The 12,525-nt window shown below is 65.1% G+C and carries 9 protein-coding genes and 1 other RNA gene; 7 read left to right on the top strand and 3 right to left on the bottom strand.

Annotated features, from left to right (window positions below; genetic code table 11):
* Positions 1-64: 64 nt before the first annotated feature.
* From rpmH to mnmE, 5 genes are all read left to right on the top strand, one after another.
* Complete coding sequence (gene rpmH / locus LN450_RS20675) at positions 65-205, top strand: 50S ribosomal protein L34 (protein ID WP_002805908.1); 141 nt, start codon at positions 65-67, stop codon at positions 203-205.
* 38 nt (positions 206-243) lie between these two features.
* On the top strand, positions 244-681 hold the full coding sequence (gene rnpA / locus LN450_RS20670; protein ID WP_007968218.1) for a ribonuclease P protein component: 438 nt from the start codon (positions 244-246) through the stop codon (positions 679-681).
* Positions 682-706: 25 nt separating this feature from the next.
* Positions 707-2,431 carry a membrane protein insertase YidC gene (gene yidC, locus LN450_RS20665; protein WP_011349218.1) on the top strand — a complete coding sequence of 575 codons (1,725 nt, stop codon included), beginning with the start codon at positions 707-709 and terminating at the stop codon, positions 2,429-2,431.
* A gap of 85 nt (positions 2,432-2,516) precedes the next feature.
* Positions 2,517-5,219 (top strand): polysaccharide deacetylase family protein, encoded by a 2,703-nt coding sequence (locus LN450_RS20655; RefSeq protein WP_011349217.1) that lies wholly within the window; start codon positions 2,517-2,519, stop codon positions 5,217-5,219.
* Positions 5,220-5,375: 156 nt separating this feature from the next.
* The gene (gene mnmE, locus LN450_RS20650; protein WP_011349216.1) at positions 5,376-6,716 is read left to right on the top strand and encodes a tRNA uridine-5-carboxymethylaminomethyl(34) synthesis GTPase MnmE; all 1,341 of its coding nucleotides are present in this window, start codon (positions 5,376-5,378) and stop codon (positions 6,714-6,716) included.
* Positions 6,717-6,879: 163 nt separating this feature from the next.
* Here the strand turns inward: mnmE and LN450_RS20645 are convergent, their stop codons facing one another.
* Complete coding sequence (locus LN450_RS20645; RefSeq protein WP_011349215.1) at positions 6,880-7,737, bottom strand: acid phosphatase; 858 nt, start codon at positions 7,735-7,737, stop codon at positions 6,880-6,882.
* A 192-nt stretch (positions 7,738-7,929) separates the two neighbouring features.
* Here LN450_RS20645 and LN450_RS20640 point away from each other — a divergent pair, with 192 nt between their 5' ends.
* Positions 7,930-10,230 (top strand): TonB-dependent receptor, encoded by a 2,301-nt coding sequence (locus LN450_RS20640; protein ID WP_031425274.1) that lies wholly within the window; start codon positions 7,930-7,932, stop codon positions 10,228-10,230.
* A 90-nt stretch (positions 10,231-10,320) separates the two neighbouring features.
* Here LN450_RS20640 and LN450_RS20635 read toward each other — a convergent pair.
* Positions 10,321-10,395: non-coding RNA, sX9 sRNA (locus tag LN450_RS20635), on the bottom strand.
* Positions 10,396-10,470: 75 nt separating this feature from the next.
* Between LN450_RS20635 and LN450_RS20630 the strand changes: the two genes are divergently transcribed.
* The gene (locus tag LN450_RS20630; RefSeq protein WP_039418977.1) at positions 10,471-11,568 is read left to right on the top strand and encodes a glycerophosphodiester phosphodiesterase; all 1,098 of its coding nucleotides are present in this window, start codon (positions 10,471-10,473) and stop codon (positions 11,566-11,568) included.
* 112 nt (positions 11,569-11,680) lie between these two features.
* On the opposite strand, the gene LN450_RS20625 is transcribed toward LN450_RS20630, so the two are convergent.
* Positions 11,681-12,469 (bottom strand): rhomboid family intramembrane serine protease, encoded by a 789-nt coding sequence (locus LN450_RS20625; RefSeq protein WP_011349211.1) that lies wholly within the window; start codon positions 12,467-12,469, stop codon positions 11,681-11,683.
* Positions 12,470-12,525: the final 56 nt, after the last annotated feature.

Raw genomic sequence — 12,525 nt, 5'->3', positions numbered from 1 at the left:
CCTGCGGCGCGGCAGGCCTATAGAATTGCCGGTTCTATTCGTCTCCATTCATGCAGAGGGCCCCATGGCCACCAAGCGTACTTTCCAACCCAGCAATCTCAAGCGAGCACGCGACCATGGTTTCCGCGCACGTATGGCAACCGCCGACGGCCGCAAGATCCTGGCTCGCCGCCGCGCCAAGGGCCGCAAGCGCCTGAGCGCTTGATTGCCGCGCCGCTCCCTGCGGCCGAGGCAGTCCCTACCGTGAACGCATCGAACCCGTGCAGGCGATTTCCTCGCTCTGCGCGGGTTCGTACGCGTGCGCAATATACGATCGTTTTCGATACTGCACGTCGCACCTCGGACCCACTCCTGAGCCTGCACTGGCGCACCGGCGATACGCCGCCGCGCCTGGGCATGGCCGTGTCGCGCAAGGTCGATACGCGCGCGGTCGGACGTAACCGCATCAAACGTGTGCTGCGCGATGCCATGCGGCATCTATTGCCCGAGCTGGCCGGTGGTGACTACGTCATCGTGGCGCGCTCGGCGGCGGCAAAAGCGACCAATCCACAGATCCGCGATGCCTTCGTGCGTCTGCTGCGCCGTGCCGGCGCATTGCCCCTGCCTGCTGCGCCCGGCACAATGCCGCCCGCCAGGACGGTGCGCCCATCCTCCCCTTCCCCGACAGAGCCGGAACTGTAGTTCCGACTGAGCGAGTTGCTGCCCGATGAACCAGACCCGTGTTTTCCTGATTTTTGCCTGGCTGATGGTCGCGGCGTTGCTGTGGATGGAGTGGGGCAAGGACAAGGCGGCTGCCAATGCGCCGGTGGCCGCGGCCACCCAGGCGGTGCCGGCGGCGCGCGATCCGGATGCGGCAGCGCCGAGCGCGGCCAATGTGCCTTCGGCCCAGCCCATTCCGCAGGCCGGCGCGCCGGGCACGGTGCCGGCGACCAGCAGCACTGCGGCAACACCGGCCGCTGCCGGCGCTGCGCCGGTGGTGACCCTGACCTCGGATGTGCTGCGCCTGAAGCTGGATGGCCGCAGCGTGCTCGATGCCGAGCTGCTGCAATTCCCGCAGACCAAGGACGGCACCGAGCCGGTCAGCCTGCTGACCGAAGATCCGGCGCACCCGTATAACGCCACCAGCGGCTGGGCCAGCGAGCATTCGCCGGTGCCGGGTGTAGGCGGCTTCCGCGCCGAGCAGCCGGGCACGACGTTCGAAATGGCCAAGGGCCAGAACACGCTGGTGGTGCCGTTCGTCTGGAATGGCCCCGACGGCGTCTCGATCCGTCGCACCTTTACCCTGGAGCGCGGCCGCTATGCCATCTCGATCAAGGACGAGGTGATCAACAAGAGTGGCGCGCCGTGGAACGGCTACGTGTTCCGGAAGCTGAGCCGGGTGCCGACCATCCTCAGCCGCGGCATGACCAATCCGGATTCCTTCAGCTTCAATGGCGCGACCTGGTACAGCCCGCAGGAAGGCTACGAGCGCCGCGCGTTCAAGGACTACATGGACGACGGCGGCCTGAATCGCCAGATCACCGGCGGCTGGGTAGCGCTGCTGCAGCACCACTTCTTCACCGCGTGGATTCCGCAGAAGGACCAAGCCTCGCTGTACGTGCTGGCCCAGGACGGCCCGCGCGACGTGGCCGAGCTGCGCGGCCCGGCCTTCACCGTGGCACCTGGCCAGACCGCCAGCACCGAAGCGCGCCTGTGGGTAGGCCCGAAGCTGGTCAACCTGATCGCCAAGGAAGACGTCAAGGGCCTGGACCGCGTGGTCGATTACAGCCGCTTCTCGATCATGGCCATCATCGGCCAGGGCCTGTTCTGGGTGCTGAGCCATCTGCACAGCTTCCTGCACAACTGGGGCTGGGCCATCATCGGCCTGGTGGTCCTGCTGCGCCTGGCGCTGTATCCGCTGTCGGCTGCCCAGTACAAGTCCGGTGCCAAGATGCGCCGCTTCCAGCCGCGCCTGGCGCAGCTCAAGGAGCGCTACGGCGACGATCGCGTCAAGTACCAGCAGGCGACGATGGAGCTGTTCAAGAAGGAAAAGATCAACCCGATGGGCGGCTGCCTGCCGCTGCTGATCCAGATGCCGATCTTCTTCGCGCTGTACTGGGTGCTGGTGGAGTCGGTGGAACTGCGTCAGGCGCCGTGGCTGGGCTGGATCCAGGATCTGACTGCGCGCGACCCGTACTTCATCCTGCCGCTGCTCAACATCTCGATCATGTGGGCGACGCAGAAGCTGACCCCGACCCCGGGCATGGACCCGATGCAGGCCAAGATGATGCAGTTCATGCCGCTGGTGTTCGGCGTCATGATGGCCTTCATGCCGGCCGGCCTGGTGCTGTACTGGGTGGTCAACGGCGGGCTGGGCCTGTTGATCCAGTGGTGGATGATCCGCCAGCACGGCGAGAAGCCGAGCAAGATCATCCAGGCCAACGCCAAGTAAGTTCAAGAAGGCCCGCCGCAAGGCGGGCTTTCTGCATGTCAGCCCGCATTGAGTGCCTGTTGTCTCTTTCGCCAAGGACGCCGTCGTGACCACATCGCCGTTGCATCGCCTGTTGCTGTGCGCAAGTTGCGTGGGAGTGCTGGCGTTGGCCGGCTGCGGCACGCAGGACGCCAGCGATGCTGCCGGCGCTGCGAAGCCCGCGGCTGCAACGAGCGCTGGCACGCAGGCGGACAAGACCGGGAACGCCACCGGTGCATTGATCGCTCAACTGCGCGAACAGCTGGACCGGCACCGCCGCATCATCGTGCTGCTGGCCGATGAGGACAAACAAACGCCACGCGATCGCGCCACCTCCAGCAGCGTGGGCCAGCAGTTGTTTCACGAAAACCTGGAGCAGCGCGAACGCATTGCCGCATCGTTGGACACGATTCTGGCTTCCAAGGATGCACGCCGGTTCGCGACGATTTCCGCAGTGCTGGACGAGGTGGAATCTGCGTCGGATCTGTTCGATGCCGACCGCCTGGCATTTGCCGAGGTGCTGCGCGATCTGCATGCGCGCATCGGCCGCGACTCTGCATTGCCGGCGGTGAAACTGCATCAGCGCATCGGCGAGGATCTGGAGGCGCTGGACGAGATCGAGCGCAGCTACAACAAGGAGTTGACGCAGATCTTCAGCCGTTTCGATCGCAGCCGCGCCATCGTGCCCAAGCGCGAGAAATGGGGCGACTACGTGGCGCAGTTGCGCACGCTCTATACGCGCGAGAACATCCTGCGCGACCATGGCGTGGTCGAGCCGTACCCGTTCGCCGCGCGCGACAGCGACAGCGAAGTGTTCGGCCGCGACCTGCCGCCCAAGACAGTGGTGCTCACCTTCGACGATGGCCCGCACAAGGCCTACACCGAAGAGATCGTGGCGATTCTCAAGCGCTACGATGTGCCCGGCGTGTTCTTCGAAGTGGGGCGCAACCTCGGCAGCCTGGATGCCAACGGCAAACCGCAACTTGCGCCGCTGTCGAAGATCAGTCATTCGCTGATGGAAGAAGGCTATGCGGTGGGGAACCACAGCCTCACCCACGCACAGTTGTCCAAGACCACCGGCGATGCACTGCGTCGCCAGGTTCTGGATACCGACACCTTGCTGCGTGCAGTGGACGACAAGCGCGCGCCGCTGTTCCGGTTTCCGTATGGCGCACGCAATGCGGAAGGCTTGCAGCTGCTGGGCGAAGCCGGCCTGAAATCGATCATGTGGAACATCGACTCGCTGGACTGGGCCGATCCGGTGCCGGAATCCATCGTGCAACGCGTGCTCGATCAAGTGAACAAGGACCAGCGCGGCATCGTGCTGTTTCATGACATCCACGACCGCGCAGTGAAGGCGCTGCCGCAGATTCTGGATCGTCTCATCGCCGACGGTTACCAGTTCGCCGGCTGGAATGGCCGCGAGTTCTCGGTCGCGCGCGCACCCGGCGCGGCGGCCGATGCCACGGTGACCACCGGCTATGCGAAATCGTGGGCGATCGTGATCGGCATCGACGACTACGCGCATTGGCCCAAGCTGGACTATGCGGCCAACGATGCGCAGGCGATTGCCAGTACCCTGACCGGGCCGTTGGGGTTTCCGTCCTCGCAAGTGATCGTGCTCAAGGACGGGCAGGCCACGCGCAACAATATCCTGGCCGCATTCCACGACCGCCTCGGCGAAGGCCGTGCACAAACCAACGACCGCGTGTTCGTGTTCTTTGCCGGGCATGGCGCCACACGACGGCTCGCTTCCGGTCGCGATCTGGGTTACATCATTCCGGTCGACTCGGACCCGCAGCATCTGGCCAGCGATGCGATCGCAATGAGCGATTTGCAGAACATCGCCGAAAGCCTGCAGGCCAAGCACGTCTTGTTCGTGATGGATGCGTGCTACAGCGGGCTGGGATTGACGCGCGGCGGGCCGACGTCCAGCGCGTATCTGCGCGAGAACGCGCGGCGTATCGCGCGCCAGATGCTCACCGCCGGCGGCGCCGATCAACAGGTGGCCGATAGCGGGCCCAATGGGCATTCGGTGTTCACCTGGGTGCTGTTGCAGGCATTGGCTGGCAAGGGCGACCTCAATGGCGATGGCTTGATCACCGGAACCGAACTGGCCGCGTACGTGGCGCCCGCGGTGTCGGCAGTCTCGGCGCAGACGCCGGCATTCGGCAGCCTGCCCGGTTCGCAAGGCGGCGAATTCGTGTTCCAGGTTCCCAGCGGCGAAGAATTTCTCACTGCGCAGACCGCGCAGCTGTCGGCCGATGCGATTGCGCTCAACTCACGTGTGGACGCAGCGCGCCCTGTGCCGGCCGCAGCCGGTGTGGCAGTGGCTGCAGTGCCGGTGACGGTGAAGACACTGCAAGGTGGCCAGGCCACGCTGGTGTTGCCCACCGCAGCGAAGAGCAGCGATCGCCAACGTGCACAACTGGCCAACGAACGCGGCCTGCAGTTGTACAAGGAAAAGCGCTATGCCGATGCGGCCGAGCAATTTGCCGAGGCACTGAAGCTGCGTCCGGATTTCGCGCTGGCGGCCAACAACCTGGGCTTTGTGTATTACCGTCAGGGGCGCTTTGCCGAATCGGCGCGCTGGCTGGAAAATACCTTGAAGATCGATCCCTCGCGCGCGGTGGCCTATCTCAATCTCGGCGATGCATATGCCAAGGCAGGCGATCGCGACAAGGCGCGCAAGGCCTATGCCACCTACCTGGAATTGCAGCCGCAAGGCAGTGGTGCCGAGCAGGCGCGCGCACAGCTGCAATCGTTGTGACCGGACGCGCGACACGACATGGCGTGCAGACGCCAGACAGCGCGGATGTCGTCATGGGAGGTGATTCAAAAGTGCCCGCAAATATGTGGGTCGGCGTTGTTGACTGCGCCGTTTAAACTACAGGTGTCCTTTTTCAATCCACGTAGAGCAGTGCCCATGTCGTCTTCCGCTTCGACCATCGTTGCCATCGCCAGTGCTGCCGGAATCGGCGGCGTGGGCATCGTGCGCCTGTCCGGGGCGCAGTCGGTGCAGATTGCAGCGCAACTGGGAATTGCGCGGATGCAGCCGCGGCATGCGCACTACGCGCGTTTTCGCGACGGGCAGGGCGCCGTCATCGACGATGGCATTGCGCTGTGGTTCAACGCGCCGCACAGCTTTACCGGCGAAGACGTCGTCGAGCTGCAAGGCCATGGCAGCCCGGTGCTGTTGCGGCAACTGGTTGCCCGCTGCATCGAACTGGGCGCCCGCCAGGCACGCGCCGGTGAATTCAGTGAGCGTGCATTTCTCAACGGCAAGCTCGATCTTGCACAGGCCGAGGCGATTGCCGACTTGATCGCAGCCGGCGACCTGCGGGCGGCACGCGCCGCGCGGCGCGCACTGGACGGGGTGTTTTCGCGACGGGTCGATGCGGTGGCGGACACACTGACCCGCCTGCGTATCCACGTGGAAGCGGCCATCGACTTTGCCGACGAGCCGCTCGACACCTTGGGCGGCAACCAACTACGCGATGGTCTGGGTCAGGCGCGCAACGTGCTCGCCCAGCTGCTGCGCGATGCCGAACGCGGACGCAAGTTGCGCGACGGCCTGCATGCGGTGTTGATCGGTCCGCCCAACGCCGGCAAGAGTTCCTTGCTCAATGCGCTGGCCGGTAGCGATCGGGCGATCGTCACCGATGTCGCCGGCACCACCCGCGACACCTTGCACGAAGCCATCCAGCTCGACGGCTTCGAGTTGACCCTGGTCGATACCGCCGGCCTGCGCGATGGCGGCGATGCGATCGAACGCGAAGGCATGCGCCGTGCACGCGCCGAGCTGGAGCGCGCGGACCTGGCACTGGTGGTGCTGGATGCACGCGACCCGCAGGCCGCCCGCGATGCCATTGGCGATGCCATCGATGCCGTGCCGCGTCAGCTGTGGATCCACAACAAATGCGATCTGCTCGGCAATGCCGTATCGCTCGATGCCAATGCGATCGCTGTCTCTGCCGTGACCGGACAGGGACTGGAGCAATTGCACATCCGCCTGCGCGCGCTTGCGCTCGGCGATGGCGTGGACAGCGTCGAGGGCGAATTCTCTGCCCGCACACGGCATGTTCAGGCGCTGCGTCGCGCCGAACAACACGTGGACGCTGCCGATCTGGAACTGGGTTTCGAGCAGCTGGAACTGGCTGCCGAAGAACTGCGCCTGGCGCATGAAGCACTCGGCGAGATCACCGGAAAGCTCAGTGCCGATGACCTGCTCGGCAAGATCTTCTCGAGTTTTTGCATCGGCAAGTGATGCGGCGATGCCCAGCGCGATGAGGCGCGCGGGAACCGTCGGAACCGGGCCGCACCCAGACGCAGCTGCCGCCGCACATCATCTGCGTGGACGGCGATGCGGGCGCAACCTCTCGCACATCGTCCGAGCACCGCAGGCGCATCGGCCATGCGCTTGCGGTGGACTACAGCACCCCAGGCAATGCGGTCCCTAGCGCTTGGTTTTCCGCGTTGCACGCAGCCACCGAGGACGCAGCCGGCTGCTTGGCCTGCGCCTGTTCGATCTCGCGGCGTGCGGCGGCCAGGTCTTTTTCGAACGCAGGATTGGCGTGCAATGCGGCGACCGTGGCAGCGCCTACCACGCGGCCCTGGGTGACATCGCTCTGCCAGTGCACGTTGCAGACCAGGCGGCTGTCGCCGAAGGCGCGGCCGCGCGCGAGCAGGGCGTCGCGGTGGGCGGGGGCGATTTCGGACAGGATCAGGCCCCAGGTCCAGCCGATGGCGGTGTGGCCGGAGGGGTAGGAACCGTTCTTGCGCAGGGCCGCGTCATCGGCCGGGGTGCACATCGGTTGCGCGTTGCGCATGAAAGGACGCGGGCGTTGATAGCGTGCCTTGGCGGCGCTGGTCGCGGTGCTGGCATCGCGCATGCTGCGTTCGAGCAGACGGATCAGATGCGGGGTGCTGGCCTGGTCGATCTGTATGCCCAGCGCGCAGCTGAAGTGCGTGGCCGCAGCCGGAAAGCTCAGCACCGCGTCCTCCGCGGCCAGCTCCCAGCGCGGTGTCCCGCGCAGGGCGAGCATGGCCTTGGCGACTGCCTCGTCGTTGGCGAGCGCAGCGCTGCCCTCCTGCGGTGGCGGTGGCACCAGCTGCACGCTGTCGGGCAGTTGTTGTTTCTCCAGGTACCCATGCGCGTCGGTGGCTAGCACCGAATCTTTCGCGGCTGCCTTGTCCCGTGCACTTGCGATGCCGCTGCCGATCAACAATGCGGCGATGGCAACGCTGACCAGCGTCCGGTGAGAGTGGCAAGCAATGCGCTGCGACATGGCAACCTCAGACAACACAAATGGAAGAGCCCGCAGATTACGACGGCTCGATGACAGCTGCATGCCAACGCGACGCAGCAACGGCCAGGGATGCGAAACGGTTGTCGTTGCACTGTCATGTTTCGGTCGCATCGACGCAAGACAACTGTCGCACGCTTGCCGCCATCTTTTGACTCGTCCCCAACGCCGCTCATGCCCAAGACCCATCAGTTAAGTGCCGCCGTTCTCGCCGCGCTCGTGCTCGCGCCTGCCGCTTACGCCGCCGACCCTGAGGTGTCTGCCGATACCGGTGCGACCGTGCAGCAACTCGATGCGGTGTCGGTGATCGGCCAGGGCGAAACCCGCCAGGTGCAGCGCATCACCCCGCAGGACATTGCGGTGTTGCCACCGGGCACCAGCATCCAGAAGCTGCTCAACCGCATGCCGGGCGTGAACGTGCAATCCAACGATGCGTTCGGTGCCAACGAAGAATCGCAGACGATCAGCCTGCGCGGCTTCAACGGTACGCGCCTGGGCTATACGCTCGACGGCCTGCCGTTGGGCGACAACGCCTATGGCAACTACAACGGCCTCAACATCAGCCGCGCATTGATTGCGGAAAACTTCGGCGGCGTGGAGCTGGCCTCGGGCATCGGTGCGTTGGGCACGGCGTCGACCAGCAACCTGGGCGGCACCATCCAGTATTACTCGGCCGATCCGTCCAGCGTATTCGGCGGGCAGGTGTCGCAGACGGTGGGCTCCGATGCCAATCGGCGCACCTTCCTGCGCGTGGATACCGGCGATTACAACGGGTTTTCGGCGTATGTGTCCGGCATCAACGCCGAAGCCGACATGTGGGCGCGCCCGGAATCGCCGACCACCACGCGGCAGTTCAATGCCAAGGGCGTGTACCAGTTCGATGGCGGCAAGCTGACCGCATTCGCCGATACCTCGCGTACTTCGCAGGCCGACTATGCGTACCTGTCCAAGAGCGGCATGGCGCGCGGCCTGGGCTGGGACTGGAATCTGTACGCGCCGGACTGGAACCGCGCATTGGCTGCGGCGTATTGCGCACCGGCCACGCGCAATGCCGCGCGTTGCGGTTTCAGCGGCGGTGTCGACAACATCGACGATGCGTACTACCAGAGCCGCGCCTTGCGCGACGACGACCTGTTCTACGTGGCCGGCGATTTCCAGCCCAACGATGCGATCAGCCTGCACACGCAGGTCTATCACCACGAGAACAAGGGCCAGGGCCACTGGTGGTCGCCGGGCCAGGCGTCCAATCCGGGTACGCCGCAGGCATTGCCGATTTCCATCCGCAGCACCAATTACTGGATCAACCGCACCGGCGGCATCGCTTCGCTCGGTTGGGACCTTGGCCCGCATCATCTGGAAGCGGGCCTGTGGTACGAGCGCAATCACCACGATGTGGAGCGCAATTTCTACTGGATCGATGGTCCGGTCAGCGACGACAAGTTCCTTCAGAATCCCAATCGCCGTTTGTTCTCGCAGAACTACATCATCACCACGCGGCAGTTCTACGTGCAGGGCAATTTCAAGTTCCTGGATGAGCGTCTGAGCCTGGACCTGGGCATCAAGAGCCCGAGCACCGAAATGACCGCGCGCGAGACGCCGGGCGTGGCAGTGGAAGCGCCGGTGGCCACCGGTTCGCTCAAGGCCAGCGAATCGGTGTTGCCGCAGATCGGCGTGGGCTATCGCCTGGCCGAAGGCCAGGAAGTGTTCGCCTCGTACGCGGAAAACATCGCCGCGTTCCAGGGCGGCGGCGCCGGTGGCCCGTTGTTGGTGACCCAGGCCTCGTTCGATGCCAGCGTCGGCGCATTGGAGCCGGAGAAATCGCGCACGCTGGAAGCCGGCTATCGCTTCGTGCGCGACCGCTTCGAAGCCTCGCTGGTCGGCTACGACGTCACCTTCGATAACCGCCTGCTTTCGCTCAACCCCTGCGCCAGCATCCAGCAGGGCACCACGCCCGCATGCACCACGCGCTTCTTCAACGTGGGCTCGGTGAGCAGCCGCGGCGGCGAACTGACGGTGATCTGGAAGCCAACCAGCTACCTGCAGTGGTACAACTCGGCCTCGATCAACCGTTCGACCTACGACGACAACTACGTGCAGAACGGCGTGGTGATTCCCACCGCCGGCAAATACACCGTCGACACGCCCAAGCGCATGTTCGCCAGCGAACTGGCCTTCAATTACGGGCCGTGGAATCTCAACCTGCGCGGCAAATACACCGGCCAGCGCTACTACACCTACACCAACGACCAGGGCTTCGGCGGCTACACCGCCTTCGATGCGGGCGGTGGTTATGACTTCGGCCAGGTTGGCGTGCTGCAGGGGCTCAAGCTTTCGCTCAATGTCACCAACCTCACCGACAAGCGTTACGCCTCCAACCTGACGGCCTTCGCCAATAGCGATCCCAACGGCCGCCAGCTGGCCTTCCATGCCAGTGCGCCGCGGCAAGTGTTCTTGACGCTGGATGCGAAGTTCTGAGGACGGGAATCGGGATTGGGGAATCGTAAGAGCCGGTCTTGCGGTTGCTTACCGAATTCCGGTTTCCATCGACGCAGACAGCTTTAGGCTGGCGAACAAGACGTCGCGAGTGATGTTCCGGCGGGTGCGGACGATGCAGCGGAAGCGGGATGTACAGTCGTACCTCCCGCGCCGCCTATCGACCAGACTCGCCCGGCGGTCAGGCGTCGATTCGGTACCTGTTTTTCGTTGGAGAGATGCATGATGCAGTTCGGTCGTATCTGGTTGGTGGGAGCGATGATGGTTGGCATGAACGGCCCGGCAGTTGCCGAAGCGCCGCTGGCCAAGACGGTGCAGATCTTTGCGCACCGCGGCGCCAGTGCGCTGCGTCCGGAACACACCCTGGCCTCCTATGCCAAAGCCATTGTCGATGGCGCCGATTTTGTCGAGCCGGATCTGGTGTCCACCAAGGATGGCGTACTGATCGCGCGGCACGAGAACGAGATCGGTGGCACCACCGATGTGGCCAGCCACCCGGAATTCGCTGCGCGCAAGACCCGCAAGACCATCGACGGTCAGGCGATGGAAGGCTGGTTCACCGAAGATTTCACCCTGGCCGAGTTGAAGACGCTACGTGCGCGCGAGCGGCTGCCGCAGCTGCGTGGCACGCGCTGGGATGGCCAGTTCCAGATCGTGACCTTGGACGAGATCATCGATTTCGTCGCGGCCGAATCTGCCGCGACCGGCCGCACGATCGGGCTGATTCCGGAGATCAAGCATCCCAGCTATTTCAAGGCGCTGGGCCTGCCGATGGAAGACAAGATGCTGGCCACCTTGCAGGCGCATGCCTATACCCGGACTGCGCCGGTGATCATCCAGTCGTTCGAGACCGGCAATCTGCGCTATCTGCGCGACAAGATCGGGCGCACCAGCAACATCGGCCTGCTGCAGTTGCTCGGTGGCGCGCAGATGGCGCTGCCCGCCGGCACGGACGATGCGCCGAAGACCTACGGGCAGATGATCACGCCGGACGGCCTGAAGCAGGTCGCGACATATGCCGATGCGATCGGCCCCGACATCCGCAGCATCATCCCGCTGGATGCGCAGCAACGTTTGGGCGCGCCCACCAGCCTGGTGCACGACGCACATGCGGCCGGGTTGCAGGTGCAGCCGTATACGTTCCGTCCAGAAAATTATTTTCTGGCCGCCAACAACCGCAGCAGCGGCGCGGTGACCGAGCGCAACGACGCCGGTGCGTTGGTCGAGTTGCAGGCGTATCTGGATGCGGGCATCGATGCGTTCTTCGCCGACGACCCGGGCCTGGCGCGGCGCGCATTGAGCGGGCGCCCCGCGCGCTAATCAGCATCTGTAGGAGCGCGCCAGAGCGCAACGGGCTCTAGCGGTACAGCCCGTCGCGCGCAGGCACGCGCCTACGCAGGGGATCGACCGATTCGTGGTTGCCTGATCCGTCTCAGGCACCTGGTGGCCGTTCGCGCGGCGGGAAATGCAGCACCACGTTGTCTGAGCCATCGTCCTGGCGCTGCCACAGCACCGGCACCTGACGCGGCGGTGGAGGTTCCAGCATCGCGTGCTCAGGGTTGCTCACCTCCCAGGCGGCGTCTTCGTCCTCGTCTTCCCAGCTGTAGCGCGGCTTGGCCTGTTGCGGGTCGCGCAGGCGCAGCAGCAGGGCGGCGATCAGGCCGGCCACCGCACCGCCCAGATGCGATTGCCAGGACACGCCGGCTTCGTGCGGCAGGATGGTCATCAGCATGCCGCCGTAGAACAGGAAGGCGATCATGCTGGTGGCGATCGCGGGGCGGTCGCGGCGCAGCAGGCCCAGCACGAACACCAGGAACATCAGCCCGTGGGTCACGCCGCTGGCGCCCAGATGCCGGCTGCCGGGTTCGCCCAGCAGCCATGCGCCCAGGCCCGAGCCCAGCCACAACAGCGGCAGCGCCATCACGGTGGCACGTGGATACACGCTGCCGGCCAGCGTGCCCAGGATCAGCAGCGCCGCGGCGTTGGCGCCCAGGTGGGCCAGCGAACCATGCAGCAGCGGTGCGGTGAGGATGCCGCGCAGGCCGTCGGCCTGCAGCGGTGCCACCGCCCAGGCGCGCCAGTCGAACATGCCCTGGGCGGTGAACACCGCCACCAGCAGCAGCACGGCGGCAAGGCTCACATTGAAGGCGCGCAAGACCCGGGAACGATCCAGGCGAGCTTGGGCGGTGGTGTCGGCGGCGGCAACAGGATGCGGTGTCATACCTTCACGGATGGCGTCGCGCGGGTTTTTTTACAAGCCTCTCAAACTCGGGATAA

The sequence above is a fragment of the Xanthomonas euvesicatoria pv. euvesicatoria genome, from assembly GCF_020880415.1.
GTDB classification, from domain to species: domain Bacteria; phylum Pseudomonadota; class Gammaproteobacteria; order Xanthomonadales; family Xanthomonadaceae; genus Xanthomonas; species Xanthomonas euvesicatoria.
The sequence above is the reverse complement of the archived record's forward strand: the minus strand, read 5'-3'. Positions and strand labels throughout refer to the sequence as shown.

Excerpts from the sequence above, each read along its gene's own strand:
- LN450_RS20625 (WP_011349211.1), bottom strand. The coding sequence starts at position 12,469 with ATGACACCGCATCCTGTTGCCGCCGCCGACACCACCGCCCAAGCTCGC.
- LN450_RS20645 (WP_011349215.1), bottom strand. The coding sequence starts at position 7,737 with ATGTCGCAGCGCATTGCTTGCCACTCTCACCGGACGCTGGTCAGCGTT.
- mnmE (WP_011349216.1), top strand. The coding sequence starts at position 5,376 with ATGTCGTCTTCCGCTTCGACCATCGTTGCCATCGCCAGTGCTGCCGGA.
- LN450_RS20630 (WP_039418977.1), top strand. The coding sequence starts at position 10,471 with ATGATGCAGTTCGGTCGTATCTGGTTGGTGGGAGCGATGATGGTTGGC.
- rpmH (WP_002805908.1), top strand. The coding sequence starts at position 65 with ATGGCCACCAAGCGTACTTTCCAACCCAGCAATCTCAAGCGAGCACGC.
- LN450_RS20640 (WP_031425274.1), top strand. The coding sequence starts at position 7,930 with ATGCCCAAGACCCATCAGTTAAGTGCCGCCGTTCTCGCCGCGCTCGTG.
- yidC (WP_011349218.1), top strand. The coding sequence starts at position 707 with ATGAACCAGACCCGTGTTTTCCTGATTTTTGCCTGGCTGATGGTCGCG.